Consider the following 26,778-nt stretch of genomic DNA (forward strand, 5'->3'; position numbering starts at 1 on the left):
CCATGTCCACACTCACCGCCTCGCGCAGCGCCTCCGGGTCGTTGAACACCCGGTACTCCGCGTGATCACCCCCCTGCCAGTCACCGCCAATGAGCACATCACCACCACCGGTGGCGCCGGTGGCATCGATCCTTGCGGTATGGGCGAGCGCGATATGGCGGCCTTGAACGGTGACACGTCCTCCAGCCCCATGGGCCGAGGAGACATCCAGTCGCCCGGTTACCGAGGCTTTACCGTGCGGGCCGGCATCGAGGGCGATCTCGCGGGCCTCCATCTCGCCGCCTGCCAGCAAACGGAATGCGCCATCCGCGGAGACCTCCAGTTCATCCGCCCCGGCTTCGCCCCCAGCAACCATACGACTCTCAAGCGCCCGAGCTGTAGCGGCGGTCATAACGACTTCGCCGTTGCCCGCGCGAATCGCCTGATTATCCGCCTCCATTGCCTCCAGCGTCTCGTCATCGATCATCACCGATAGACCATCGTCGAAGGACAGCGTCATCTGATCGCCCGCGGCCAATGCCACCGTGCCGGCACGCGCCTTGATACGCCCATGGTTAGCAACCCGGCGCCCCAGTAATGCGACGTTGGATGCCTCGATCCGGCCGTGGTTGACTACCGGACCCCCGTCGCCGACGAAGCGGTACTCGCCGGCGAGGAAATCGGTGTCACTGATCGATAGCGTTGAGGCCACCAGTCCACCCACGTCCACCCGGCTTCCGGCGCCAAAATAGATCCCCGACGGATTGACCAGAAACACCTTGCCATTGGCCCGTAGCGAGCCATGAATCTCGCTGAGGCTGGAGCCTGTCACCCGGTTGAGCGCAACGGCGTCAACACTCGACTGATCAAACCGGACCCGCCCATTGGCATCGATGGAAAAGGACTGCCAATCAATAATCGCCCGGTCTGAACCCTGACGAATCCGAAGCTCGCTCGCGGTCCGGTTCGCCGTGACTTCGCCGGCCCTCACACTCATGCCCTCAGGCAAGGCACGGGCATCCAGCGCTGCGGCAATGGCAAGCGCGCCGAGTAAGGGAGATACCCGCGCCGCCAGGCCACGATTGGCTCGTTGATATTTCAAAACCTGGCCTCCGCCGAGACCCAGCCCTGCCATGCGTCCCGGTCCTGGCCACCGGTGACGCGACGGGCAATGCTGCCATCGAGCGTTACCCGCTGACTGATGCGAACAATACCGCCAAGCCCGACGCCGGCAAGATCGGTGGTTTGCTCCGCCGGCTCCGCATCGGCTGGAGCGCGCACCCAGCCGTGGTCATAGAACCCATAAAGGTTGACGAGTGCATTGAGCCGTTCGCGCCACTCCAGTGACAGCGTCAGGCCGTCGTCACCGCTTACCTCGGAGACCGGAAAGGCCCGCACGGAACCAACCCCACCGAGGCTGTAGTTCTCGGCTGAAGGCAGATTAGAGGGGCTGAACTGGCCATCGAGCGAAATCCGCAGGCTCGCACCCTGCCCCAGCATACCGGCCCGACGCTGGACCCTCAGCAGCGACCAACGCGCCAACTCGAACCCGCCACCGGTCAATGCGCGACGCTCGGGCGAGCCGATGTCAAAATCGACACGACCGCCACGCAGCGCAAGTCGGCCATAGGTGATGCCACCTCCCAGCAGTGTGTCACGTCGATCCGCCTCGACAGCGATGCTGAAGCTGTCAATGTCGCGGCGTTCCTGGATCGCTGCCTGCGCCCGGTCTTCATAACGCGACCGTGCGATCGAGGCGTCCAGGTAGAGACTGCCACTCGCACCGCGCAACACCGGATAACGCAGGCCGGCCTCGGCGCGGCTTACATCCCCCTCGACACCGAGGGCGGAGAATGCATCGACGAGCTCATAATCAAGCCGGGAACCGGCCAACTGCAGGCGCATACCGTTATAACCCACGGGGATCGCCCCCTGGAGTCGGAGGTAGCCGGTACCTTCGCTTCCCAATCCCGTCAATGACCATTGATCGCCGCGCCCGAGCGGCGAATCAAGGCCGGTTCTGACAACCGCTCGCGCCTCACCGGTACTGTCGCTGCCCGCATTGTCGGTCGTGAGCCGACCACTGAACACGGGCGTTGATGCAACGGACACGGTGACATCGGTGAGGCCGGTATCGTCCCCCGGGGATAGGCGGACATCCGCTTCAATGCCCGGCAGATCGTTCAAAAGCCGTTCACTACGCTCCAACCGGTCGATGCGGAAAAACCGCTCCCGGGCGAATGCGCGATCGATGAACTCCCTCGGCAGATCAGGTGTTATACGGCTTGAACCCGGCGCTGGGAGGATCTCAATGGTGCGCTCACCCGGTTGGCCTTCAATGACACGGATGAGAAGCGCCCCATCATCCACGGTCTGCTCCGGCAGAAAGACCCGGACGAGATAGCCATTGCGGCGATAAAAATCCCGTATCCGGGCCACCATGCCCTGAATATCGGCGAGCGTCAGTGGGTCATCGAGCTGGGGGTCCAGAAGCTCGGTGAGTACGCCGTCACTGAAAAGCGTGTTGCCGGCAATCTCGATGGCCCTGACACGCACGGGCTGGCGGGCGATCCGCCGGTCGTCCTCGCGCTTTTGCCGTTGCTCGGGTGCCGGCAGACGCTCATCCAGCGGGCGGGGTCGGTCGAGCTCGCGCAGGATGCTGCCACCATCCTGTTGCGCGACGGCCGAAGCGGCCATCGCAAAGCACGCGAGCCAGAGACACACGCCACTGATAGCTGGACGAAATCGGGGCATCGCAAGACTGACATAAGACATATCCATGCACAGCATGGCATGGCCCGACCGCGGAACCTGTCAAAACATTACGTCGGTGGGCGCACCCCGGATATCTTCTCTAGAGCGCCGATACCCCGGTGGAATGATGCCGGACTGATTAGATGATTAGGTGTCCGGATCGTTGTAATTAGCCGTATCCATGACTTGGACCTCGATGGTGCCTGAATAGCCACCCATTGACTTCGCATTAATGTCTCCTGGAATATCCAGCCTCCCACCGATCTGAATGGTGAATTTTTTTCCTCCATCATCAGTCCCTACTATGGTGGTCTCTACCACCGTTTCTGTTAGTTCTGCCTCCCCCTCAAGATCATTGACCGTCAGGGCCGCTCCGCCATAAAGGGGTGTTGATAAGCCGTCTACAGCTGCACCTTCGAGGGTCACGCTGTCCGCGGCGAAATCAAGGATGACAGACCTGTTTCCATCAAACACATGGGTCCCGGATACCGTGCACTGGCCAGGGGCGGAACCATTCGCGACCAGCGCGCCTGAATCCGTGGCCACACTGCCGTCTGGCCCCACCACAACCGAACCGCCATCAAAGCTTTGTACGTCCACGGCCACCACGCCAAAAAACAATGCGGTATCGCACGTCAGCGTGAGCGCCTGCTTGAGGCCAGCCACTACAGCAAGATCACTGCTGGCCGTTCCGGCGTTCGCACTCCCACTAACGCCGCCCGCAACCGATAAACAGCAACCCAGCAGGAGACGTTGCGTCTTGCTTGTCACGTACAACCACCGGCCAATCGCCCTTGAGCTTTTTAGTATGACGGACTTGGACGCCTGATCCTTAAAACCCCTTACAGCTTTTGAGGCGGCTATAAGCCATGATGAAAGAGGGAATTGATCGGAGAGGGAATTTGGTCGGGGTGAGAGGATTCGAACCTCCGACCACCTGCACCCCATTTCCCCACGAAAAAATCATATGTTCCTGATTTTATTACTTTATTAAAAATTTCCGTACGTATCTTCGTTACAAACGGGTGCATTAAAAATCAATCACTTACACATGGGTTTTCCCACAGATCACGCCCTGCTCTAGCGATCGGGCTGTTGCCACAGATGACCGGTGACTAGATGTCCAGTCTCACGAGGTTGTCCCCGGATAGTCCGAGGGTGCTGATCGGTATCTTGAGGTTGAGACTACCGTGCTGGCGATACCAGTTGTAGTCATGTATCTAACGCGGCAGGTGCTGCCCTCGCTCGGTAAAGTTTGTACAGGCGAAGGCATAGGTCCATTCGCGCAGCGCCGTCTGGATGAAGCGTTCGGCTTTTCCGTTGGTGCGCGGCGTGTAAGGCCGAGTAGACCGGTGCCGGATGCCCAGGCAGCGGCACATCGCGGCAAACTTCTTCGAGCGGTAGCAAGAGCCGTTGTCGGTCAGCATGCGCCGGATCGTGACGCCGAGCGATCGGTAATAGCGCACGGCCGCCAATAGGTGGTCGACTGCGGCATCGGCGGTCTCTGAGTCCTGGATCTTGCTGTGGGCAATGCGCGAGCAGTCATCGATCGCCACGTGCACATACTCCCAGCCAGCGCCGCGGGATGTGCCGACGCGGCGTCCAGTGATGCGGTGGCCTACATGCTCAAAGCGGCCGAGCTTTTTGATGTCCAGATGGAGCAGGTCGCCGGGGTTCTCATGTTGACAGCGCTGCGGCGGTGGTTTGACCTCCAGTGCATTCAGGCGATTGAGTCCATTGCGCTGAAGGATCCTGCACACGGTTGCCCGGGAGATGCCCATATTCATGGCGATGCGATCCATGGTCCAGCGCCGCCGGCGCCTCGCAATGACCTGTCGAACAATCCGCTTCGATGCCCGGCGTGGCTGACACTTCGGGCGTGAAGATCTTTGGTATAGCCCATTGTGACCGTACCGGCGGTAGCGTTGCGTCCAGCGCTGAACCGTCTTTGCGTCAACATGGAAGAGCGCTGCTGCCTTGCGATAGCTCAGCCCTTGGTCGATGACGGCACGAACCATCTCCGGGCTCGACCTCTAGGCGTCAGCGCGGCAATGTGGTGACTATCCATGGGAGTCTCCTTCATTGGGTTGCCAAGTCCGCAAACTCAGCATCCCTAAGAGCTCGCCGGTGGACAAACTATTGAGAGATCACGCCTAGGTAACCTCGACACTCACCTTCTTTAACTCCAGCGGCTGCGTGGGAATAGCCAATCATCGCAGAACCGCCCCGCGCCAGATGCAACCCGTCACCCCAGACCCTGAGACTTGACTGCAGCGCGAGCAGGGATCACCTTACAACCGTTGGCGAAGGGCGCAGAGAAAGGGAGAGCTCGCGATGTCGCTAGACGACGCAATACAGCAGATCAGAGAAGATAAAGACGTAGCAGACGCGGCCAAGACACTTTTGTATGCGAACGTGACAGAAATTGAGGCGGCCGCCTCCCGCCATTCTATTGAAGCAGACTACCTCATCGAATCAGCCCTAGAAACGGCCGAACGGCATCTGTCTGAATCAAGCGACCTCCTCGAAAGGGTGAACGACCACTGGCTCAAGTGTGACAACCTCGCCGGTGCCACCCCGTATGAAGTCATTGTGCGTGCCGCCGAGTTTCTTGCTACCGCTCTCCAAACCCAACCGCTATCCGAAGCAAAGCTGAGGGAGCTGGCTGAATCATCGGACTGGCAAGACCGAGTAGTCGCTGGCTGGGTAGTTCGAGATCGCGAGGATCAAGTCGCAAAAGATATAGCGAGGATATTAGCGACGGATAAGTTTATTGATGACAACGGCTTTTTCCTTGTGCGCGAGGCAGTGGGGGTATACGACTAGGTAGCGGCACTTTATACATGGCGTGACCTATCGGATCGCTGTAATTGCACATATTGCGACAAACTAAGACATCCTTGATCCAAGCAGCGTCAACCGAATCCAAGGGTACCGAAGTCCAGTCCTATACAGCCCCGAGAACCGATGGAGCCTGCGGTTGGTCTTACGAAAACCCTGATAGATTATCTCATCAAGGAGCATGACAAGATGGCATTCGAATGGCCCAAGATACACAAGTACGAAGAGAACTTCGAAAACGAAATCAGGGACATTGTTAAAGAGCAGGTATTATCCTATTACGGCAAGGACGTCGTAGCTGATTTAACAAGCGAACAAATTGAAGAAATAAGGGACTTCTCCGAGAACCGACTCAACCCATACAGTGTATTGGTTGTCGGTTTTTCCGAGCTCATAGCGGAGTGGGAGGACCAGGAGTACAACTAGCAGTATATTTTATTCAGCTAGATCCGAGTGCATTGATAGCTAACAGGAGCCACCTATCGGATCATGATTAGCGGGGAAACACCGAATGGACCAAGACGATATTGTGGACAAGCTGGTTGCTGAGAACCGCAAAGATCCTCGAAACAAGATAATTATCGATGGCGAAGACTTGAGCGCTTTCGCCTCGGACGAATTGGATAGTGCGGTTACCGTGCTCCTGCTCTCGCGGGCAATCGCGGCCTATCGAAGCGGGTCTCCTAGCGACGAACACCAGGCTGTAGTCGATGCCGCAACGGCCCTATGCCACCAAGTTGCCGATCGTGTCTGGGGCGAGTGCATCGACACCGAAGAGGACGAGTGGCAAGAGATCAATATTTCAACGGACTGGATTACTGGCCCGGAGCAAGAGGATACCGAGCTCAGAGTTGTAGTAAGACAGATCTAGCCGCGGCTCAAATCCACAGGGTGGCAGCGTCAATAGCTAGCGCTTCCACATCCACCTAACCACCTCCGGTCAGAGTTAAGCCATGTAGCCTGGGACATCGAAACGCCAACAAGAAGATACCCCATCATTGGCTCGGGGGCCTAAAAGAGAAGGCGTTTCACCTCATCCGGCATGATGATGGGATAACTCCTGCAAACTATAGCCGCCTTCTTCCCGTAGATAGCGCTCTAAGCCAGAGAGATCGGCATTCACAAAACTGTCTTCCGAGACCTCATAGGGCTTATCCATTGCGTTGACGATAATAGACATGCCCCCGATGGCGTAAATGGCGAGGATCGTTGCGATGAGGCCTGTGACACCAGGCATCGTTGCCATAAGGACAAAAATGTAAATTCCCGACAAGCGTACTAAAAGGGTTGTGTATACCCTTGGTGTGCGTGTTCGCACTCGATGCAAGACATACAAGGCATCTCTCTGCATCGCATTGTAAATCGGTGCGGGGATCACCCCACCCGCCTCTTCACGGAGTTCCTTATTCCAGTGGCTGAAGCCCTGGTCCTCGCCTCCGCTAACAATGATCTCATGGATTTCCTTTAGCCATTTAAGCAGAAGACGGGAATCGGCGTAGGCGCGGGCCGCCTCTACGGAACCCGTCAGTGACTGGATTGCTTGGTCAAACCCGTAAATCCGGCTATGGACTGTCGCTAGACGACTAGAAAGGAGGATGCCGATTGCGAAGCCTACAACAGTTATAATCGTCTCTAAGCCAGTGATGCGCGGCCAATATCCTATCCCCTCAAGGAACAGCATTCCCGTCTTGAGCGCGATTGCGCTCGCGAATAGGGGCGCTAGACGGCTGAGGACTGCCAGATGCTCTCGATTCCCGCGCTTCGCATGCTTTAGCAGCGCTGCGGCCTTCACCAGCCGCAGAAGCCTGAGAACTCGCACCCATAGAAGACTCACCAAAGATATAGGGAATATCAGGCTTGCCCATGCGGGGATTAGAACGACCAGGTCGATGATGCCTTGCCATGTAAATAGATACTCCCTCGGGCGCGGGCGGCAGATAAGGCGCAAAAGTAGCTCTAGGGTGAAAAACGTAATCAGGAAAACGTTACTTGCCCGGAAAAACCACTGGTTGTCCGCATACGTGTCGGAGTATTGGGACAACACAGCCAGTTCAACGGTGGTCGACAGGATCGCGGCGATGATGAGCCAATAGACGATCCACTGCCCGCGGGTCCTCGGCTCAAACAAAGCATGATCCAACCACCGGCGCGCCATCCTAGCCCTCCTTTCCCGTCCCGTTTGATGCCGCATCAACCGTATCCGGCTTACCACACGCTGTAAATAAATATGGCCCCTTGGCCAAGACTTTAATCAACGGATAGAGGGCCGGTAACTGGCACCGCAACGAATACCTCCTGCATCCTATGGCGAACCTTTCCAGATGTGCCTGAAGCTATGGGTCAGGGCCCTTCTTCTGGTGCAAGCCGGATCATCCACTCGCTGAGCTGCCCATCTGGAATTTCGGCCTTGTTGAGCATCTTCAGCAGTTCTTCCTGCCGGGGCTGCCCGAAAACCACACGATAGGCTGCAAGTTGACGCCGTAACTGACGGAAGGCCTCGACCTCTGTAGTGTAAGGAAGTGTTGGAACATGGCGCTCGACTTTGCTCTGGCCAGGCGCAACCCAGTATGGGACCAGGTCATCATGGCCCGCTTCGCGAGCCGCACGGTCTGCCGTCGTGAACACCAGTCCCCATAGATCTGTACCCGGTTTCCATAGAGTGCGGGCTGCGTCTGCGTAGCCGCGAGCGACGTTCCGCCGAACCGCATGTCCCTTGTACCGATGAACGCGTCCCTCGCGTTGTTCGAGATCAACTGGGTTACCGGGTAGATTCCAGTGGATCACGCGGTGACACCAAGGATGGAAATCCAGCCCTTCCTGGCCCACTGAGGTGCTTGTGAGAACAAATGGCCGAAATGGACTGTTGAAGGCGCTACGCACCGCATCCTGCTTGATCACGCCCTGTTCGGTTCGGATATCAGCGAAGCGTTGCGCGAAGGTCGTACGGATTTGCAGCGTCTCGCCTGCCAGGCGTCCCTGATGGTCCGCCTCATAGAACCGCGCGTCCACGTGCGATCGCTGCGGCTCTATGGTCGCCACCAGCTCCTCGACACAGCGCCTCGTCACCTCCTCAGGCGGCTCACTTTCGGACCAGCCGAATTGCTCCCAGTAGAGGTGCCACGCTTCATCCAAAACAGCTTGTAGATTGCCGTCGACGGTATAGCGTAAGACGCGCCGCCAGTACGCGTTTTTCGTGGACTGTCGGTAGTCTCCATAGAGTTGGTCCAGCAGGCAGGTCACCGCCGGCCGATTGAAGAGCTTCCAAAACGCGTGCGCGATCTGAGTCGCACGGGCCCGTCGGTGTCGTTCTCCAAGCCCCACAGTGGCAAGCGTTCTCACCGCCAGCACACCTGGCGCCCCTAGCGCCACGTCGACCAAAAAATCCACAAGCCCTGCCGGCGGACGGCCCAACTCACCGGGATCCAAGTTAGCCAAGTCTTCCAGGTAATGCGGAAGGACCTCGGGCTCTGGTTTCCCGGTGTCCTGAGCGGACGCTTGTGCCCAGTATTGGAAAAAGTCTCTGAGCTCCGGTTCCAGAACGACAAGTGCCATATACTCCCAGCGCGAATCCTCCGGCTCTTCGCTCGCGGATTCCGCCGCCTCCGCCAGCATGGCCTCAATACGTCCACGCGCCCACGACCGGACATCGACACCCTCGGGGCTAGCCAGCGGATGAACTTCATCGGCAAATCGTAGGGACGGTGTCAGTAGCAGAAGCAGCCGGTGCCGGGACCGCGCAGCACCCTCTTGATCGGTGAGGCGCAAGCGCCGGCGCTCGCCCAGCTCCGAATATTTCGCAAGCGCACCCCCCACCATGCGCCGCTCCGCCTCGTAGCTGAGCACGCCACTAACCACATCGGGGACGAAGTTCCAGGCCGAGAAGAGCAGACTCTTCGTGCGGTCCTCCTGCCCCTCGAACGGGCCACCCAGCTCCCAGTACGGAAACGACGGCGGCATCCAAAGCAATCGCCACAGCCCCGTATCCAGAAGCTCTGAGATAAGGGCACGCAATTTCGGATTACCCGGCTCCATTTCCCGCCACCGGTATAGTTCAGCGCGTTCAAGAAATGCTTCCGGGTAGCTGCGCTGGACCGTGGTCAGTTTCTCGGGCTCGTTGAGTGCTGTCGTCTCTACATACTCGTTGACGCGGTACCCGCGCATGAAATGCGCCAGATACGGGCCCGCTTTCCAATAGACCATCGGATCTCTGGCACCCACCGCCCGAAACCAGGCGTCGTTGGCAAGATACTGCCGCACGTCCGCCGGATGGAGACGAAGTGAGGCAGAGATCTCTCGCATCATGCCGTCTTGATCCTCGCTGGCGGCTACCCGCTCAGTACGGGCCATGACGGTACGCAGGCTATTCTCCACGGCGTCTTTCGCAGCCCGCACCTCCGCATGGCCCCCGGCGAACGCAAGCTTTAACTGCTGATTAAATCGCGCGAGCTGACTGTCCAGTGTCCCCATCCGCTCCTCATCGAAGCGAAGCAAAAAATCCGTCGTCGCACGGAAATCCTCGTAGTGATCATCTGAATCCAGCTCTGCATCTGTCGTATAGAGCTTATAGGGGGTCGCGGAGAGAAGCAGCGTGCGCACCGGCTCGTTCTGCTGGTTAGTGGCCGTGAACAGATGGCTTGCGAGTTCCGTGGCTGGATCGTCGTAGTCAGTGTCTTGATTGATCAATGCCTTGAATCGCTGGAACTCATCCAGAATGACCAGATCTGGCTGCAGGGCTTCGACGCAGATTTTTGCGAGGCGTTGCCGAAGCTCCTTGATAAGCTGATTTCTGGCTTGACGGGCCTCGGCGCCATATTTCTCCAACGGCGTGAGAAACCAACGGTCGATCACCGTTTCGAGTCGTTCGAAGAGCGCACAATCATTAACTATCGCCGCCTGAAACCGCCGCCGAATTCCGGGCTCCAGAGGGAGAGGCGTATCTAACAGCTCGTTCCAGCGTTCGCGTCCGACTTGCCCCTGAAGCAGGTTCGCCAGCCCATCCTGGCGCGAGACTACATCAGCAAGGAGCCAGTAAAGCACACGCCGCTCTTTCTCCATTCCGCCGGAGTGTCCCATGTTGAACGAGGTGTTCGGGGTGAAACTGATGAAGTTCACACGCCCCTCGCCGAGTCCTCCCCCGCCCTCTCGTTGTGCCAGCTCGGTTACGAGCAAGGTCAGGCGAGTCGCCAGCGCAACGGACTGATCGGCGTCGGCCTGTACCCGTAGTTTGGGCAGGTTGGACCGGGCAATGCTCTGATTGCTGCAGACGTAAACTACATCGATGCGATCACTTCGATCCCACAAGTAATCAATCGCGCGCGCGATCACCCCCCGAGCAACCAGGGTCTTGCCGAGCCCAACCTCGTCGGCGACCAGAAAACGGCAGGTGCTATCACGCGCGGTGAACAAACGCCGGAATGCATGATCCACAGTGCGCCGCTGAAAGGGCTTCAGTGGACGTAGAATCGCCTCGACGTCCGGACGCTTCACCGCTGCGCCCTCCCTTCCAGCGCCTGAGTCACCGCCTGCAAGATGTCTTCCAGATCCTCTGGAACCACCTGCGCATCACCGGGGGCATCGGCGAGATCCTCGATCACGCTGCGCACAACCTCAACCCGCTCGGGGTCACGAGATGCTGCACGCAGAATGTCCTCCAGCAGGGTATCCGCATCGAATCCGCCACCCCGATCCTGGTTCTGCCCGCCCGAATCGCCCCCGACACCTGACCACTCAACTAACCCTTCAAGGCCACCCAACAGGGCGCGTAGGAACTGAAGGAACCGCTCAGGGGTGCTAATAACCATGCGCAGAACGCGATCAGAGCGTCCATCCGGCATGCCCTCGGTGGGCAGTTTCAAGACCAAGGTCAGATCAGCCACGTCTGCTGTCGTTGCGCGAAGCCGAAACGCAACAAATGTGGTCAATCGCTCCAATGGCAACTGCCATAACAGCCCTTGCTCCGGGCTCCTGGCCTGCTCCCGATTGAGGGTCACAGGCCAGTAATCCAATTGCACGGCGTTGGCCTCCGGTAGGGATCCCACCAGTTCCCAGCGCCAATCTTCCTCGCCCGGTGCGCAAAAGATGCCCAGGTCGCTATCCAAAAGCTTGTCACGAAGCTGCTGCAACGCCTTTTCGGCTTCGACGCAGATTGCATCGGCCGGCTCGACCTTTCGGGCTGCGTAGGGCGCGCATAGCTCCGCAAACCCCGCCTCCAGGAACCGGTCAATGCCGACGCCCTTGCCCTCGCTGTAGACTTTGCTACCACTGACCTCCGCCATGACCTCGACGTTGCGCCCGGCAAGGGCGGACCAAGTCAGGTTGGCGGACCCAACGAACCAGTACGCACGATGTCCGTGCTCCATAATAACGGCCTTCGCATGCAGGCCTGCCGGCCGCCCGGCGGTCTCGTCCTCGGCCTCCTCCGGCTCAGCTTCCCGCATCACCTGCAGGTCACGCCACTGCCGATGCACACTCTCGGGTAATGCATCGAGTGTCTCGGCGCGGCTAACCAGCATCCGTTCCTTCGCACCGCTCGCACTCAACGCCTGGAGGCCCTCAGAACCAACGAATGGTGCAATTGCAAGCACCCGCCTCGCCCTATCCATCGGTTGCCACACACGGTTGGTAAGCCCATCCCCAAGCCCCAGCGTGTGAAAAGTGAGCCCGCTGTCGAATCCCTCTGGCGCCGGAAAGCGCGTGTGATCCAGCTCATCACTCAGGTGTTGCAGCTCCGCGCCGAGTTCGGGCTGTAGCGACTCTGTTGCTAACGTCGGCAAGCGGCGGACCAGATCCGCGAGGGGTGCCGAGCTCGGCACCGCCTCTGACTCGCTCGGGCGCCCCTCGCTGACCAGAGCGACGTCCCAGGAGCGGTCAAAGGTAAGATTTCGTGACGCGATCGATACACGGATCACAGATCCTCCAGCATCCGAGGCGAACCGCACCACCCAGACCTTAGGATGGAATGCCCCGCCCCCCGGGGCACGCACGGGATGAACACTCGGTTCCAAGGCCGAGTAGAGTTCCCTGGCCAAGCGCGGAACCGAGATCCCTGTCTCATCAACGAAAACATGGACTCGATCCGTTTCTTCGCGAAGCGCCTGCAGGAGCAACAGCGGCTGCTCGAGCAGCGTATCCACAGCCTCGTCTGAATGCGCCAGCACCGCGAGCGGCAGTGCCAGCAACACCTCGAGATCCAAGCTATAGGTGGTCATCACCGCGCGATCCAGTGTGTAGCCGGGAGGAGGCCGCAGGATATCGGTGGCGACCTGACGTGTGTCGGGTGCAAGCATCAGTTCGCGAGTCCCTGATGGAGATCTATCAGCATCTGTCGTACTTGGGGCCAGCGAAAGTTCATCCGGCCGATCCCGACGTTGCCGCGCCAGTCCTCCAGACGGCTGTAATTGCACGTCCGAGCGCGACTTCCCTTTAACGCGCGTTCGCGTTTTTCGATCAACACACGAAGCTCGTTATTGTCGGCGACGCTGAGCGCACCATGTTGAGCGATCCCCGTGCACCACGCCTCAACGAATCGCTTGTGGCACGGTTTGACCGCAAACTCACGCCGGGCCGCCAAAGCCCAGAGAGCGTTCGGCTCGAACTGAGTGTCCTTGACGCGGTTTGCCCACTCGGCGAGACAATCGCGGTAATAATCCTCGGTTTGGTGAAGGTCCGTCCCCGACGGCATCCACTTCCATTCCCGCCGCATCTCTGCCAGCAACAGATTATAGAGGAGCGGCGCTCCCTCCATATAAAGAGAAAAGCGCTGAGCGAGGTCTACAACCTCAGTGATAGCCGGCGGCGCTTGCCATACCTTTGCTTCATCCCAAATCGCATCGTCGGAGTTCAGCCCCGCATTACCCTCTCCTGCGAGCCACGCGAGCAAACTGCCGCTCACGTTTTCCCGGATACGGCCTTGCAGGAATTGAGCTTCGTCGCGGGATAACTGAAAGTCCACCGAGTCAAGGAGATCCATCGGTGCATCAGGCAAACGGGGATGCCAGGTGGGCTCCCCCACCCACATCACTCCCGGGTCATCCGCACGGACCACCGGTTCCGAGCATGTGAGACTCTGGAAATGCCGGTGATACCAACTCTGACTTCGGCGTGGCGCGAACACCCCCCAGCGCACCAACGCAGCCCAGTAGACAGAGCTCGGCAACCTGGAGAGGGCTTGTCCGGCCTCAGACCCGATGACACCGGTACCGGCGTCGCCAGCTTTGAGCGCTTCGATCAAAGCGATCTCTCGAGCCCGAGCCTCGGCGGAGACATCTGTGATTCGCTGACAATCGCGCTCCATCGCCCGGTAGATCCAGGGGATGAACAGGACATAGCGAATCCGCGTATGCAACACGGATGTGCCCGGGAACAAGGTGTCGGACAGGAAATCCCGCAACGTCCCGAGCCCTAGCTCGTCAACTGTCCCCTGCCCGCGGAGACTATCGACGACCTGCATTACCTTGTCACGGTCAGGGGCGGTCAGGTCTATCCATGTGAGAAAAGCCGACGAGTTCGACATCACGACTAACAGTGCCCGTTATCCGTCATCATGAATCCTCTGCATGACCCCACTGAACGGTTTGAGGTCAGCCGCAAGCTAGCCGCTTGAGCAATAACGGACACGCAAAGCCAAATCAAACCCTTCGCATTTTAGTCCATCGAAGGGAACACCTAACGCTAAATAAACGGCTCAGCTACACCCACACAAACCCATCCCAATCGATCAACGCCTCCCCGTCCCAGCGGTACGCCGTTAACTTCCCTTCTGGCGCCGGCTCGGTAACGGTGTAATCCAGACAGGCCACACGGTCACTCATGGGCTCGGGGGTCCCGCCCAGCCAGTAGTGACCGACGAAGACAGGTTTTTCGTCGGTGTAGCCGGGTAGCACGTCACTAGGAACAGCCTCGTTCGGGAGCGTTTCGCGTGTCGCATCGTCCAGCATGGCAACCGAGCGATAGGTGCCTGCGCCCTCACTCCACCAACGGGTTCGAATATGCCGGCGCTCGTGGCCGTCTTTATCCAGAAAAAGCTCACCTGGCGGCAATGGAATTTCAAGGCCCTTCAACAGGGTCTCCGCGGCGTTGTAGGCATCGCTGCCCTTACGTGCGGCATCCGACCAGGCGTCCGCATGCAGGCACTGTCGGTGATCCAGCATGGGGGTCAGCGTCTTGAGAGACGCATCATGCCAGCAGGCATGGATCACACGCAGACCCTCGAGGTCGAGGTAGAGCGGCAGCGTCTTGAACCAGGCAACCATCTCTTCATGCAGGGCGCTGTCCTCGCCAACCTGCTCAAGGAAGGCCGCGTGCTGGTTGCGGTTTTTTTCGGTGTGGGGTCGCAGCCGCTTCCCGGGTTGTTCCGGGTGCGGCGTCTTAAAGGCGACGGCGTTGAATTCGTGATTGCCCATTACGGCAAGTGAGGTGCCACGGTCGATCATCGAGCGCACCAGGCGGTACGTCTCGATCTGCTCCGGGCCGCGGTCGATGAAGTCGCCAACGAAGATAGCCTGGCGATCCGGATGCTGCCATCCGTCAGCGTCCCGCTCGTAGCCCATGCGCTCGAGCAACTGTTCAAGGCGATTGGCATGTCCATGAATGTCGCCAATGATGTCGTACATGACCTGCTCCCTGGCCTTCCTCCACTGTCACGGTACTAATGGTTGACCTCAACCGCCACCCCAAGCTGCACCCGCTCTATTGAATTACCGACGTTAAACGGACACTCCGACAGCAGGGGTCGCAGGTCCTGTCTAGGCTGTCGCTATGAGCATGTTGATCGTGACTGAGACCCGTGAAATCTGGTCGTTTAGAGATTTTTGCCGCAGCGAGCACGCGAAGCCCATACGGCAGAAGGCGTACGGCACGAACCACGCCATGGACGACCTGAGCGCAAAGGAGGAGGTGGGGCGGTGGGTCACCTATTCGCGCCTGGACGGGGTGCCATGGTGCATCGCGATTGCATCGGATGGACGAGTGTCTTTCCTCGCCCACTGCGACGAATCAAGGAAAGCGGGTCATTACATCGACAGTCGCTACAGCACTCGGGCTAGCGTCATGGCGCTTGGCCGATTGCTCGGCGTTCTGCTCGCGATTCTTCGTCGGCGAAGGCCAGCGAGTTTGCCCGAGGTCTCCTTCGATCCTGAGAGTCCCGCCCTCGGTATGGTATTCCGGCATATGACTCAAAACCCTTGGATCTTGGACGCGTTCCGGCAAGAGGGGTTACACCTTGTCGGTGTGTCCGGCGAATCCATCCGATTCCGGCGACATCCCCGGCATAAAGACACCGAAGGTCGGTAACGTCACCAGCCTAAAGCCCCGTTTAATTCGTGTCAGATGTATCCGCAGACGCATTTATGCGCCACAAGTGTGTCACTGCTGAGTATCCAACATAGAGCGGATGCGTCGGTTCGCCGAGACGGGTCAGACCGAAGATATGTGGCTCGCACCGATTTCGGCGCAACATATCTCGCACTGTCAAACCACGGCCATTTAGCCGCCCGTTGTTCCCCCACGCGCAAACCAGTCCATCCGCTGTCTGGAGCGCCTCTCGAATGGTTTCGTCATTTTGCCGTCCAGTAGGGTGCTGAACCTTATAAAGATGGCGCGGATCGGTTGCTCTCATTCCGAACAGGTTAACCACGCGTATCGCCCCATAACCCCACCGCGCAGCAAAGCGAATGCAGCGGACCGTGGTTGCATCGTCCCGATCGGCATCCGCGGTCGACGGATTGAGGAGAATCCATAACAAGACTGGCCCCCTCAGTTCCCAGCGGCGCCATAGGTCGTAGCGGTAGGCCGCACATGGGCTCATTCGCGCAGCTCTTTCCATCGGCTATCTCCATGCCTTCAGTTCGGCGGCCTCCATGATTAAAGTCTTTTTATCCGAGACGAGATAAATGCGCAGTTCGCTGGCGGCTTTCAGCCAGTCGGCCGCCAGCCCGGTGTCCACCCAGTCCTGGAGTCGTTGGCGTGTCCCGGGACCCAGATCGTAGATCGTCACGCTCCAGTAGGTGGCCGGCCGAATGCACCGTCGGATCCGAATCCAGCCCGTCGTGACCAGATGCCGAATAACGGCGGCCCGCGCGCGGCCCTCGCAGCCGAAACGCTCGGCCTCGCCGTGCTCGGCATAGACAGCTCGTAACCACGACTCGGTGACGCCAAAGCGATCCGAGTCCGCAATGACGGCCGCGATGTGCGAGGTGCGAACGTCAAGGCACTCGCCATCCGGTGCGATCCAGTGGGCCGGGGTCAGCATCAATAGGTCACCGTTCCGTCGGGGTGGTGAACCTCCATCGGCACACCCACCTTGTCCGCATACGCCAGCGCCGAACGCGTACCGCGGGACTTGCCATCCCAGAAAGCAATGACGAGATCCGCCGACTCGACGATCTGTTTATTGCGAATGGGGCCGGCTCCCCGGCCGTAGCGATTCCAGTCGGCGCGGATGACGTCGATGGTCAGCCCGCGCTCCTGGGCCAGGCGCTCGGCGAGTGCATCGGCGCCCTTTGCACCGCCAGAGACAAGCACCGCGGGCAGATGGGGCGCCAGAACGGACTCAAGCCGTGCATAGTCATCAAAATCCCGGGAGCCGATCACGGCAATGCGTTTGAGCTCATGATCCGCCATCAGTCGAGCACCCAACCTGCTTCGATGACCGCATCCGCCGTATCGAAGGACTCCGCAGTGTCTGTTTCGCGCCGGGTGATCACGAACCGGCCCATGAGCAGCTCGTTAATCGGCATCAGTCCGTAGCCGCCATCGGAATTTTTGAAACTGACGTGTTCCATCGCTGGGACCGGCATATCCAGTCCATGGCTCTCGAGCGCCTGGCGCGTTTGATTTGTCAGGGTGTCAGACCATTGGATGGATGACATAGCGACTTCGACCTCTGCCGTGGACGCTTAACGTAATGCATGCTCCCGCCTTTGTCCGACAAACCTTGCCGCATTCGCGCATTACACGAGCGTTGCTACAGGCGATCACCGTCGGCCGTCGCCCCAACCATAGTTCTCTTACAACGCTGTACCGCAAGCACAACCCCTTCGGGGAGTTGGAGAACTATGAGCCCGGTATCGAGCTACTCGATGACACCGATGTTGATATGACAGCCTTCCAGTTGATGCGCGAGGTGAGCGAGCAAACCAATCGCGGGATCAGTCGGTCGCTTTGCGCGCGAATTGAAGCTAGATGCCGGCCTCAGCCCGCCAGGCTTGCATGATCATCACCATGGCAAGAGTATCGAGCTCGCAGTACTGCTTCAGACTCGCCTCGATGGCACCCCTTATCGAGGTGTTCATCGTGCCGGACTGTGCGCGCGTGTAGGCCATCATCGCCCCGGCACCATTACTGATGGACTCAAAGCGTTGGTAGTAACGGACTTCCGGGCTACCGCCGAGCAGCTCGTGGCTAAAAGTACTCTCGAGTAGCTTGTAAGGATCCTCCGGCGTCTCATCGCTATCTGGCACGCCCACCCACCAGCGTTTGTTCGAGAAGTTCCTGCTGGGCATTCGTCCAGTGCCATACACCGGCTCTGAATAGAGCGCGCGAAGCTGCTCCGAGTTCTTCATGACGGCGGGCAATAGCGGCTTGATGCTACTGCTGCCGCGAGTTTGAGGGTGGAAGTAGAAGTCCGCCGCCCAGCGGGCCTGATCTACCATATCCCGCTCGCCTCGCCGTGCGATTTCATTGCCGTTTCTCTCATGAGTGAGAGATTCAATGAAGGCCACCAGCTCATCGCGGTCGTCAGGTGGTGCATCCATCTCCAGCAACTGGGCGCGGACATTATTGAGGACTGTATTCTCGTAGCTCGTCCAACGAAGGACAGTACCGATTGACCCGAGAGCCTCTTTCAGATGCCGCAGCATGCGACTGTTTACATCCCCATCGACAGACAGGTCTAGGAACTCATCGGCATGCCGAACACTGCCATCGCGCTCCATGACATGCACCGAGTATTGGAAAATCTGAATATCCTGGGGCCGCCGTCCGGCGCGAAACGGCAAGGCGCTACGCGCCGCCTCGAAATCCAGGAAGTAGAGTGGCCAGTCGCAGCTCTCTAAAGCACTGGCAAACCCCACGCTGTCGAAGTAGTGATCTCCGCCGCCAGGCCAATCACCCGTCAACTGCATCCGCTGCCGATCGCCCCTGCCGAGCGCTCCTGTCAACCGATCAGGAAGGCTGATTTCATCAGGGTCGATGTCGGTCAGCCACTGGTACCCGGCCTCCAGCAACCCTTGCGAGCTGGTTACGCCGGCGGCTGCACGCCCGTAGAGTCCAAAAATGGTGTCCCCCCGATCGAAGCCATGGCTTTGTCCGGACCATTCAGCCCAGCACTCATGGAACCCGCTCTTACCCGTCGCTGAGGGCACGGGGGCATAGAACTCACAATCCGAGCAGTGAGACCCAACAGGTGCTGGCGTTATGGGCGTCTCGGCCGCTTGGATACGCGCAAGCCTCTCTGCAACGCCTGAGAAGTCATCCGTGATCCCCGGGATTTCAAGCAAGGCATCCAAAACGTGGTCCACCTGACGGTCCATCAGTATACGGCTGAGAAAGGACTCATCGAGCTGCTCAGCAGCCAGCCCCGCGACAGGATCAACCCGCGCACGAAAGTGACCACTACCTCCCCCTAGCTCATCGAAGTAAACCGGAAACCGCTGATGCAGAACGTCCTCCCGCGCTGGGACTGCCTTATCCGGCATCATTAGATAACAATGAATCTCCCATTCCGGATAAGCTTGGCGCACAACCCAATACTGGAACGCCAGGTCACGCACGTAGCTGAGGAAGCCAGCGTGGATACCGCCGGCCCGAGTCCATGACGTCGGGTTATCCCTCGGCTCGTCAGAGCGAGAGTCGAAAGATTTCGATTTGACCTCAACCAGCTCTATCCGATTTCCCTGCTTTCGCAGGATATCCACACGAACCAGGTAATCACCGTATGCAATCGTTGGCTCAAAGAGGGTCACCGAGTCTTGGGCGAGTGCTCGGGTGGTCCGGTCTATCTGCTCGTCTAGATCGCGATCCGTGATCTCGCGTGCAAGGTCACCGTCGGCCTGCATGAAAAGGTTTTGGGCCATAGCGCCTATCTGATGACCACCTTCTGCAAGCCCCTCGAGCATCGTGTTGTCTCGTCGCTGATCGACGTATACGCCCGGTCGGACCGCATAGAACAGCTTGCGAGGGCACTGTAAGCCAAGCGCAAACCGGGCTTTTGTCAGGTACTTGGGCATTGATGCGCTCCCAGCCGAGAAGACGCGGTTGACGTTGACAGCCTCACTGAGAGGATCGTGCTGATCCGTTAGCCACGCCGAACGGGACATGCACCATCGGGAGATTTCCGGCCGGCGAGTGCAGGTGACGCCTATTGTCATCAAAGAAGATATGCGGCCGCAGCGTCTCGAGTACGCGGTGTTTTTCGATACCGCCCAGGAGGAAGGTTTCGTTGGCGCTCACTCCCCAACTCTTCATCGTCGTGACTAGGCGATTATGCGTTGGCGCGCCGCGGGCGGTGACGATCGCCGTGCGCAGCATAGGTTGGTAGTTAGGATCCTCCGCTTCAGCCCGGGCCTCAAGTTGCTGCAGCATCGCAAGCTTGCGAAATAATGCTGCCAGCGGCCCCGGCTGATGGGGTTCGTGCACTCGCTCAACCTCGTACTGCTCGAATGCTTCCAACCCCTGCGGAAACATCGACTCGGACTCGTCATCGGCGATCACGCCATCAAAGTCAAAAGCGACGCGCAGCGCACCATCGTCTAGGTCATCCGCAACCTCAGAGTGCATGACAAGGCCCGCGGGATACCCCTCATCGGTAGCGCTAAGCACATCCGACTCGTTCGCGGTGAGGAAAAGCGCTGCCTGAAACGCCCCGATGTAGGGATAAGGCGAGTTCCCCTCCAGAAACGCAGCCCGTCGAATGTCGAGGCCATGGTGGTTGATGGATTCAAAGACTCGCTGCCCGGTCTCGACCGAGTTGCGCGACAGCAGGACTACCTCGACCGGCCGCTCTACCGGGAAACGCTGGTTGAAAGCGAGAAACCGTCGAATGAAGGGGAACGCGATCCCCTTGCCGAGCGGAGTGTGCAGATGGGCCTGCTGGAATTCTCGATAGGCCCGCCCGCCCCGTTCGCGGAACACCTCATCGGATTCTCTCAGGTCGAACAACGCGCTCGAGGCGATAGCCACCACGAGCCGTTCCTCAATCGGCTCCACCGTGCTTGGCACCAGCCCTGCCACTCCTTCCACCACCGATTCTGTCATAACCAATCCCTAGCAATCTCTTCAGATCCGAGAGTACAGTCTGTTTCACACCTGATGCCAACCAGGAAGGCAGTCATGACAAGCAATGTCAGAGCAGGAGGCATTGAGGAGCTCATCAAACCCGGCCGAGACACGACGAACCCCGATAGCCCGCCATGGGTCATTATTGATCTGGGGTTTTCAGGGAGTAGCAGAAGCTGTGGGATCACGATCAATGGGAGCAGGATACCGGATCCTCTAGAGGGGTATCGGTCCAGCAGCAGCACAGCGAAAACTCCCGGAGACAAGCATTACGGAATGCTCTGCCCGGCCATCGTAGAGTGGCTCAGCACGCGTTACAGCCCGGAAAAGCCCGGCGCTATCAACCTGATGATCGAAGCACCACTGTCGATGGCCTTTGCAAAGCGCAGTGCGTCCGGTGACAGGCTCCGGGGAGCACACCAGGGTAACCCGATTGCACGAATCCCGGATCAGCTCGAGGGCATCGACGCTTATGGTAGGGCTCAGGTCCAGCGGCGGCTTTGGTACACGCAACCAGCCTCTGGTCTGATGATTGGCAGTATTAGACTTTTACAGGAGCTCGCAACAGCATTAGACGGCTGGGATATCCGCCTCTTTGAGGGATTTGTCTCGTTCAAAAACGGTGACGAGCCTGGAAGCCACTGGCGGGACACCCTCGAGCTTTGGCGTGGACTACCAGAGTCCCCGAACCCCTTTGAACCACTGATTAATCCAATCGTCGATTCGCAGGTAGGTAAAGTTGAGAGTATTCTCGGCCTCGCGAACATGGGCCCCAGCAGCGATATCCCACCAATTCTGCGAGTGACTGGTGCGCCCGATAACAGGGTTACTGAGCGTTATGCCGCCCGACGGAATTGATTCAATCAAGTACTGTCCGTGATTGATCGCCGGTCAGTTTCCTCCAGAGCTGGCAGGCTAACGCCATAGGCTTGGTACTGGTCAAAGCGGGCCCCGTCATCTGCAAGCGATGATTCCTGCGCTGCCCACCTCCCATCGCGCTCCGGCTGTTCAATCAAGAGCGGGCCGGAAAGCCGCCTCAATCTCTTGCCGCCGGCCACATAGTCGACTCTTCCGGAGCAACCACTTAATCAGCAATAGCGATCGAAGTCTCGAACTGGACCATGTCGTCTCCGATAAATGACCCTTCGTAATCACCAATTAGATGTGAAATGACAATAGGCCAGTCGGCGTTACTCAACTCCTCGTTCTCCTTGAGAAGGCCTCCCCGCAAGAGCCATGTCCTCGCTGCGACCTCATCGGGTTCTACCCCACCACTGCGGAGGGTTTCGTTAAGCGTCGTTTCTGATCCATCGGTTGCTCAACCCGCCGACGCATTCTCGGGTTGTGGAATCGCTCAATATAATCAACGACATCACTTCGCGCTTCGGCCAGCGTTAAATAGCGACGACGGCGGACCCGGTCACGCTTGAGGAGACCGAAGAACCCCTCTGCCGCGGCGTTATCGCCACAATGGCCAACCGCGCTCATGCTGCAGATGACGTTATGGTCGCGCAGAAAAGCCTGGTATTCACCACTGGTGAACTGCGTCCCGCGGTCAGAGTGCAGGATCACCGGGCTGTTTTTCTCTCTTTGCCAGATCGCCATCAGGACCGCTTTGAGTACCAGTTGTCGGTCTTGCCTTGCACCCATCGACCAGCCGATGACTACGTTGTTGTAAAGATCGATAACCGCGGCCAGAAACAGCCAACCCTCGCCGGTGCGGATGTAGGTGATGTCGGTCACCCACCGCTCGTTGGGCGCTGCCGCGGTGAAGTCGCGCTCGAGATGATTACTCACTGCCATCGGCCGGCAGCCGGAGCGTTTGCGCGGCCACGCCCGACGTTGCGGGATGCCCTGCAACCCCTCGGCGGCCATCAGCCGGGCCACTCGATTGAGGCTGACAGACTCACCCTCATAGAAGAGCTCCTCATGCATACGGGGGGCTCCAAGAACACCGTGATGGTCTTCGTGAAGATCCCGCATACGCCGGCGCAGCCGCTGGTTCTCAGCAGCGCGCTGGCTTACCGGTCGTGTAAGCCAAGCATAGAAACCGCTTGGCGAGACCCCCAGACAGCGGCACATCAGTCGAATGGGATATTCACCGCGACAGCGCTGGATCACCTGGTACCGCCGGGTGACTCCCTGGCGAAGAACGCTGCCGCATCGCGCAAAAAATCCCGTTCCTTTTTCACCCGAGCAAGCTCTCGCCGTAGTCGGGCGACCTCTTCGTCTCGTGGCTGGCCCTTGCCGGGGAAAGCCCCCTTGCCACCGGTGTTGGATGCCCGGCACCAACGCTCCAGAACCGAGCGATGAATACCCAAGTCATGCGCAACGTCTTTGATCGTCACGTCAGGCCGGCTCGCGAGCTCGACCGCTTCCTCTTTGAACTCTCGACTGAACTGTCGTCTTTTCTGTGCCATCGGACACCTCCTGCTTCCCATGATGAAGCTTTTCAGATGTGTCCGAAGCAACGGGGTAGAACCCGATTGGACAACCGCACAGATCGCAGATCTACTTGGGCATGAGGATGAAAAGACGACTGAGGGGTATCTATCCGATCATCATCAGCAAGAGCGTTGGCACATTACGCCGCCTGCGACGAACCACTTAAAAAGCCTTTGAAAGGATATCGACGAGAGCCATACCGAGCGCACTGAACGCTTTGCGCGCTAAGGCGTTTTCCCAAAATTTTCCCACGCCGCCTTTCGCCGGAGACAGAAGCAACGTAAACATCTGAAGGTAAGGGGAAATTGGTCGGGGTGAGAGGATTCGAACCTCCGACCACCTGCACCCCATGCAGGTGCGCTACCAGGCTGCGCTACACCCCGAACTAAGGACGTGAGGATACAACAGCAGCGCCTTGACGCCAATCACCCTCGCCCTTCCGGGACACCCCGCCGACTAACGGCGCAGGCCGGCCAGGATCTCCTCGAGCTCGCTGCGGATTTGACGCAGGATCTGCTGGCGTTGGTTGGCGTCTTCGCGCGCGACCTCGCCCGAGAGCTGCTGTCGCGCACCGCCAATGGTAAAGCCCTGGTTGTAGAGCAGCGCCCGGATCTGACGGATCAGGATGACGTCCTGGCGCTGGTAATAGCGTCGATTGCCACGGCGTTTGACCGGATTGAGCTGCGGGAACTCCTGTTCCCAGTACCGTAGGACATGGGGCTTGACCGAGCAAAGCTCGCTGACCTCACCAATGGTGAAGTAGCGTTTGGCCGGAATCGGCGGCAGCTCGTCGTTACTGCTCGCGTCCAGCATAGCTCTCTACCCGGGTTTTCAGCTTCTGCCCTGGCCGAAAGGTGACAACCCGTCGCGCCGAGATGGGGATTTCCTCACCGGTTTTGGGGTTGCGACCGGGGCGCTGGTTTTTATCGCGCAGATCGAAGTTTCCGAATCCGGAGAGCTTGACCGCCGTGCCGCACTCAAGGGCATGCCGGATTTCCTCGAAAAACCCCTCGACAAGGTCTTTGGCCTCACGCTTGTTGAGGCCGACCTCTTCGAAGAGCCGCTCGGCCATATCCGCCTTGGTCAGCGCCATTCGTGCCCTACTCCCTCAACTCTGCGCCCAGGTCCTGGCGCAGTTTTTCGATCACCCGACGTTGGACGGTCTCCACCTCGTCGTCGGTAAGGGTGCGGGAAGAATCCTGCAATATCAATCCCATGGCGAGGCTTTTGCAGCCTTCACTGACACCTTTGCCCTGGTAGACATCGAACACGGAGACCGTTTTCAACACCTCACCGGCGGCCTCACGGATGCATTGCTCCACCGCCGTCGCCGCGATCGTCTCGTCAACGATCACCGCCAGATCCCGACGGATCGATGGATACCGCGGTATGGGTTGGTAGTCGGGCAAGGCCTTTTGCCCGAGCAATGACTGCGCGAACTCGAACACCAGGACCGGCCCGTTCAGATCCAGGTCGCGGATCACCGCCGGGTGCAACGCGCCGAGCCACCCCACGGTCTGACCGTCTTTGCGGATGGCCGCCGATTGTCCCGGGTGGAGTGCCGGATGCTCGGCCGCTGCGATGTCGAGTTGATGAGCGATCCCCGCCATTTCGAAAAGCGCCTCGACATCGCCTTTGATGTCAAAGAAATCGGCGTCGCGTGGCCGCTCACCCCAGTGCATCGCCGACGCCGGCCCGGCTATCAGACCGGCCACCACGGGAGTCTGAGCGAGCGCACCCGGCTCGCCCCGAAAACTAAGCCCGGTCTCGAAGAGCCGCACCCGGTTCATCTGCCGGTTCTGGTTGTGGCTGAGCGCGCGCACCAATCCGGTCCACAATGTCGTGCGCATCACCGCAAGATCCGCCGAGAGGGGATTGGCCAGTGCCACGGGCGCTTCATCCGGATCGAGCCGGCGCTGCAGCTCGGGGTCGACGAAGCTGTAGGTCACCGCCTCTTGATACCCCCGATCGACCAGCAACGCCCGGGCCCGATCCAGGGACAGCTTCGATTCGCTCGCGCCGGTCAGCGCGGCGGGGGCGGCACTGCGTCGGGTCGGCAACCGATCGTAGCCATGAATCCGGGCGACCTCCTCGATGAGATCGACCTCACGAGTGATATCGAATCGCCAACTCGGCACCTGCACGTCCCAGCCCTGGGCACCCTCCACAAGGCCCATGCCCAGCCGGGACAATGTCTCGACCATCTCGGGCTGCTCGATCCGGGTGCCCAACAGTCGATTGACCCGATCCGGCCGCAGCGTCACCGATCGGGTTGGGGGCATGTCGGCCTCGGCGACCGCCTCGGTGATCGGCCCGGGCCGTCCACCCGCCAACTCGATTAAAAGCCCCGTCGCCCGCTCGAGCGCGTCTCGGCATCCCTGGGGGTCCACGCCCCGTTCGAATCGGTGTGACGAGTCGGTATGCAGGCCATACGCACGGGCCCGTCCGGCGATCGCACCCGGGGCAAAAAACGCCGACTCCAAAAACACATCCACGGTCTGATCGGATACCGCCGTCGGTGCGCCCCCCATGACACCGGCCATGGCCACCGGAATCTGGTCATCGGCAATCACCAGTGTTTGCGCGTCCAGTTTGACGGTCTCGCCGCTGAGTAGCTCGAGCGTCTCGCCGTTGCGGGCTTTGCGGACGGTCACCCCGCCCTTGAGCGTTGCCGCATCAAAGGCATGCATGGGCTGTCCCAGCTCGAGCATGAGATAGTTGGTGATATCAACCACCACGCCCAGTGGTCGGACGCCTGCGCGCCTCAGCCGCTCTTGCAGCCACATCGGGGTGGCGGCTGTGACATCGACATCACGGATGACTCGGCCGCAATAGCGGGGACAATCCGCCGGTGCGGCGAGCTGGACCGGGATCTCATCCTCGATGACCGCCGGCGTGGGCTGCCATTGCGGTGGATTGACCGGTGTCTTCTCAAGCACACCCACCTCGCGCGCGACACCGGCCATGCTCAAGCAGTCACTGCGGTTGGGCGTGAGCTCGACTTCGATCACCACATCGTCAAGATCCAGCCAGTCCCGCAGCCCAATGCCAACCGGCGCATCCGCGGGGAGCGCCATCAAACCCTCGCTGTCTTCGGCGAGCCCCAGCTCCCGGGCGGCGCAAAGCATGCCAAAGGATTTCACCCCGCGAAGTTTAGCAGCCTTGATTTTCATATCCCCCGGCAGCCGGGCGCCGACCTGGGCAAAGGGCGCTTTCAGTCCCTGACGGGCGTTGGGCGCGCCGCAGACCACGGTTTTTGGCTCGCCACTGCCATCATCGACCTGGCAGACCTTGAGGCGTTCCGCATCCGGATGGGGGTCGCAGCCGATGATCTCCCCCACAACCACCCCATCAAACGCGGGGGCGGCCGGCTCGACACCATCCACCTCGAGCCCCGCCATGGTCAGACGCTCGGCCAGCGTCTCGGTGTCATCGGGCAAAGCCACCCATTCGTTCAACCAGCGTGTACTGATTCGCATGCAGCGC

At 59.4% G+C, this 26,778-nt stretch carries 22 protein-coding genes, 1 tRNA gene and 1 pseudogene; 4 read left to right on the top strand and 20 right to left on the bottom strand.

The annotated features are described in order from the left end of the window. From V6X73_RS00005 to V6X73_RS00020, 4 genes and pseudogenes are all read right to left on the bottom strand, one after another. Window positions 1-1,081, bottom strand: a 1,081-nt coding sequence (locus tag V6X73_RS00005) for a two-partner secretion domain-containing protein (RefSeq protein WP_367958372.1), incomplete at its 3' end; no start/stop codon positions are given. Then, on the bottom strand, window positions 1,078-2,676 hold the full coding sequence (locus tag V6X73_RS00010; RefSeq protein ID WP_367958371.1) for a ShlB/FhaC/HecB family hemolysin secretion/activation protein: 1,599 nt from the start codon (window positions 2,674-2,676) through the stop codon (window positions 1,078-1,080). The genes V6X73_RS00010 and V6X73_RS00005, both read right to left, overlap by 4 nt. Window positions 2,677-2,880: 204 nt before the next feature. Further along, complete coding sequence (locus tag V6X73_RS00015) at window positions 2,881-3,504, bottom strand: DUF4402 domain-containing protein (RefSeq protein ID WP_367958370.1); 624 nt, start codon at window positions 3,502-3,504, stop codon at window positions 2,881-2,883. Window positions 3,505-3,848: 344 nt separating this feature from the next. Then, window positions 3,849-4,801: pseudogene (locus V6X73_RS00020) on the bottom strand (IS481 family transposase). A gap of 266 nt (window positions 4,802-5,067) precedes the next feature. On the opposite strand from V6X73_RS00020, the gene V6X73_RS00025 reads away from it, so the two are divergent. The 3 genes from V6X73_RS00025 (at window position 5,068) to V6X73_RS00035 (ending at window position 6,445) form a co-directional block, all read left to right on the top strand. After that, the gene (locus V6X73_RS00025) at window positions 5,068-5,559 is read left to right on the top strand and encodes a hypothetical protein (RefSeq protein WP_367958369.1); all 492 of its coding nucleotides are present in this window, start codon (window positions 5,068-5,070) and stop codon (window positions 5,557-5,559) included. Between the two features lie 141 nt (window positions 5,560-5,700). After that, a complete protein-coding gene (locus V6X73_RS00030) occupies window positions 5,701-6,000 on the top strand; it encodes a hypothetical protein (RefSeq protein ID WP_367958368.1) in 300 nt (99 codons plus the stop codon). 85 nt (window positions 6,001-6,085) lie between these two features. After that, on the top strand, window positions 6,086-6,445 hold the full coding sequence (locus V6X73_RS00035; RefSeq protein ID WP_367958367.1) for a hypothetical protein: 360 nt from the start codon (window positions 6,086-6,088) through the stop codon (window positions 6,443-6,445). Between the two features lie 162 nt (window positions 6,446-6,607). Here V6X73_RS00035 and V6X73_RS00040 read toward each other — a convergent pair whose 3' ends face one another. The 11 genes from V6X73_RS00040 to V6X73_RS00090 form a co-directional block, all read right to left on the bottom strand. Continuing rightward, window positions 6,608-7,729: an ion transporter gene (locus tag V6X73_RS00040; protein WP_367958366.1), complete on the bottom strand. Its 1,122-nt coding sequence runs from the start codon at window positions 7,727-7,729 to the stop codon at window positions 6,608-6,610. 185 nt (window positions 7,730-7,914) lie between these two features. Then, a complete protein-coding gene (locus V6X73_RS00045) occupies window positions 7,915-11,061 on the bottom strand; it encodes a helicase-related protein (protein ID WP_367958365.1) in 3,147 nt (1,048 codons plus the stop codon). Further along, complete coding sequence (locus V6X73_RS00050) at window positions 11,058-12,860, bottom strand: phospholipase D family protein (RefSeq protein ID WP_367958364.1); 1,803 nt, start codon at window positions 12,858-12,860, stop codon at window positions 11,058-11,060. Before V6X73_RS00050 ends, V6X73_RS00045 begins: the two co-directional genes overlap by 4 nt. Further along, on the bottom strand, window positions 12,860-14,086 hold the full coding sequence (locus tag V6X73_RS00055) for a DUF6361 family protein (RefSeq protein WP_367958363.1): 1,227 nt from the start codon (window positions 14,084-14,086) through the stop codon (window positions 12,860-12,862). Before V6X73_RS00055 ends, V6X73_RS00050 begins: the two co-directional genes overlap by 1 nt. 175 nt (window positions 14,087-14,261) lie before the next feature. After that, window positions 14,262-15,185, bottom strand: coding sequence for a metallophosphoesterase (locus V6X73_RS00060; protein WP_367958362.1), 924 nt, complete (start codon window positions 15,183-15,185; stop codon window positions 14,262-14,264). Window positions 15,186-15,886: 701 nt separating this feature from the next. Next, window positions 15,887-16,396, bottom strand: a complete 510-nt coding sequence (locus V6X73_RS00065; protein ID WP_367991031.1) for a DUF1643 domain-containing protein — start codon at window positions 16,394-16,396, stop codon at window positions 15,887-15,889. 3 nt (window positions 16,397-16,399) lie between these two features. After that, on the bottom strand, window positions 16,400-16,822 hold the full coding sequence (locus tag V6X73_RS00070; RefSeq protein ID WP_367958361.1) for a hypothetical protein: 423 nt from the start codon (window positions 16,820-16,822) through the stop codon (window positions 16,400-16,402). Next, window positions 16,822-17,193: a DUF2493 domain-containing protein gene (locus tag V6X73_RS00075; RefSeq protein WP_367958360.1), complete on the bottom strand. Its 372-nt coding sequence runs from the start codon at window positions 17,191-17,193 to the stop codon at window positions 16,822-16,824. The genes V6X73_RS00070 and V6X73_RS00075 overlap by 1 nt, the downstream gene beginning before the upstream one ends. Continuing rightward, complete coding sequence (locus V6X73_RS00080) at window positions 17,193-17,354, bottom strand: hypothetical protein (RefSeq protein WP_367958359.1); 162 nt, start codon at window positions 17,352-17,354, stop codon at window positions 17,193-17,195. Before V6X73_RS00080 ends, V6X73_RS00075 begins: the two co-directional genes overlap by 1 nt. A 396-nt stretch (window positions 17,355-17,750) precedes the next feature. Then, window positions 17,751-19,799, bottom strand: a complete 2,049-nt coding sequence (locus V6X73_RS00085) for a DUF2779 domain-containing protein (RefSeq protein WP_367958358.1) — start codon at window positions 19,797-19,799, stop codon at window positions 17,751-17,753. A 43-nt stretch (window positions 19,800-19,842) separates the two neighbouring features. Then, the gene (locus V6X73_RS00090) at window positions 19,843-20,826 is read right to left on the bottom strand and encodes a 5'-nucleotidase (protein ID WP_367958357.1); all 984 of its coding nucleotides are present in this window, start codon (window positions 20,824-20,826) and stop codon (window positions 19,843-19,845) included. Between the two features lie 75 nt (window positions 20,827-20,901). Here V6X73_RS00090 and V6X73_RS00095 point away from each other — a divergent pair, with 75 nt between their 5' ends. Then, complete coding sequence (locus tag V6X73_RS00095) at window positions 20,902-21,705, top strand: hypothetical protein (protein ID WP_367958356.1); 804 nt, start codon at window positions 20,902-20,904, stop codon at window positions 21,703-21,705. A gap of 405 nt (window positions 21,706-22,110) precedes the next feature. Here V6X73_RS00095 and V6X73_RS00100 read toward each other — a convergent pair. From V6X73_RS00100 to pheT, 5 genes are all read right to left on the bottom strand, one after another. Further along, a protein-coding gene (locus tag V6X73_RS00100; protein WP_367958355.1) for an IS3 family transposase occupies window positions 22,111-23,267 on the bottom strand; the annotation gives its coding sequence in 2 pieces (ribosomal slippage) (window positions 22,111-23,024 and window positions 23,024-23,267; 1,158 coding nt in all). Window positions 23,268-23,598: 331 nt separating this feature from the next. After that, window positions 23,599-23,675, bottom strand: a tRNA-Pro gene (locus V6X73_RS00105). Between the two features lie 73 nt (window positions 23,676-23,748). Next, the gene (locus V6X73_RS00110) at window positions 23,749-24,105 is read right to left on the bottom strand and encodes a MerR family transcriptional regulator (protein WP_367958354.1); all 357 of its coding nucleotides are present in this window, start codon (window positions 24,103-24,105) and stop codon (window positions 23,749-23,751) included. Beyond that, entirely contained in the window at window positions 24,086-24,385 is a 300-nt protein-coding gene (gene ihfA, locus V6X73_RS00115; RefSeq protein WP_367958353.1) for an integration host factor subunit alpha, read from the bottom strand. The genes V6X73_RS00110 and ihfA overlap by 20 nt, the downstream gene beginning before the upstream one ends. 7 nt (window positions 24,386-24,392) lie before the next feature. Next, window positions 24,393-26,771 carry a phenylalanine--tRNA ligase subunit beta gene (gene pheT / locus V6X73_RS00120; RefSeq protein ID WP_367958352.1) on the bottom strand — a complete coding sequence of 793 codons (2,379 nt, stop codon included), beginning with the start codon at window positions 26,769-26,771 and terminating at the stop codon, window positions 24,393-24,395. Window positions 26,772-26,778: the final 7 nt, after the last annotated feature.

This window comes from Spiribacter pallidus, from assembly GCF_040838495.1.
Lineage (GTDB): Bacteria > Pseudomonadota > Gammaproteobacteria > Nitrococcales > Nitrococcaceae > Spiribacter > Spiribacter pallidus.

Bases quoted from the DNA above. Each gene is read 5' to 3' on its own strand.
- V6X73_RS00010 (WP_367958371.1), bottom strand. From the start codon at position 2,676: ATGGCCGCTTCGGCCGTCGCGCAACAGGATGGTGGCAGCATCCTGCGC.
- V6X73_RS00025 (WP_367958369.1), top strand. From the start codon at position 5,068: ATGTCGCTAGACGACGCAATACAGCAGATCAGAGAAGATAAAGACGTA.
- V6X73_RS00030 (WP_367958368.1), top strand. From the start codon at position 5,701: ATGGAGCCTGCGGTTGGTCTTACGAAAACCCTGATAGATTATCTCATC.
- V6X73_RS00035 (WP_367958367.1), top strand. From the start codon at position 6,086: ATGGACCAAGACGATATTGTGGACAAGCTGGTTGCTGAGAACCGCAAA.
- V6X73_RS00040 (WP_367958366.1), bottom strand. From the start codon at position 7,729: ATGGCGCGCCGGTGGTTGGATCATGCTTTGTTTGAGCCGAGGACCCGC.
- V6X73_RS00050 (WP_367958364.1), bottom strand. From the start codon at position 12,860: ATGCTTGCACCCGACACACGTCAGGTCGCCACCGATATCCTGCGGCCT.
- V6X73_RS00055 (WP_367958363.1), bottom strand. From the start codon at position 14,086: ATGTCGAACTCGTCGGCTTTTCTCACATGGATAGACCTGACCGCCCCT.
- V6X73_RS00060 (WP_367958362.1), bottom strand. From the start codon at position 15,185: ATGTACGACATCATTGGCGACATTCATGGACATGCCAATCGCCTTGAA.
- V6X73_RS00065 (WP_367991031.1), bottom strand. From the start codon at position 16,396: ATGGAAAGAGCTGCGCGAATGAGCCCATGTGCGGCCTACCGCTACGAC.
- V6X73_RS00070 (WP_367958361.1), bottom strand. From the start codon at position 16,822: ATGCTGACCCCGGCCCACTGGATCGCACCGGATGGCGAGTGCCTTGAC.
- V6X73_RS00075 (WP_367958360.1), bottom strand. From the start codon at position 17,193: ATGGCGGATCATGAGCTCAAACGCATTGCCGTGATCGGCTCCCGGGAT.
- V6X73_RS00080 (WP_367958359.1), bottom strand. From the start codon at position 17,354: ATGGAACACGTCAGTTTCAAAAATTCCGATGGCGGCTACGGACTGATG.
- V6X73_RS00085 (WP_367958358.1), bottom strand. From the start codon at position 19,799: ATGCCCAAGTACCTGACAAAAGCCCGGTTTGCGCTTGGCTTACAGTGC.
- V6X73_RS00090 (WP_367958357.1), bottom strand. From the start codon at position 20,826: ATGACAGAATCGGTGGTGGAAGGAGTGGCAGGGCTGGTGCCAAGCACG.
- V6X73_RS00095 (WP_367958356.1), top strand. From the start codon at position 20,902: ATGACAAGCAATGTCAGAGCAGGAGGCATTGAGGAGCTCATCAAACCC.
- V6X73_RS00110 (WP_367958354.1), bottom strand. From the start codon at position 24,105: ATGCTGGACGCGAGCAGTAACGACGAGCTGCCGCCGATTCCGGCCAAA.
- ihfA (WP_367958353.1), bottom strand. From the start codon at position 24,385: ATGGCGCTGACCAAGGCGGATATGGCCGAGCGGCTCTTCGAAGAGGTC.
- pheT (WP_367958352.1), bottom strand. From the start codon at position 26,771: ATGCGAATCAGTACACGCTGGTTGAACGAATGGGTGGCTTTGCCCGAT.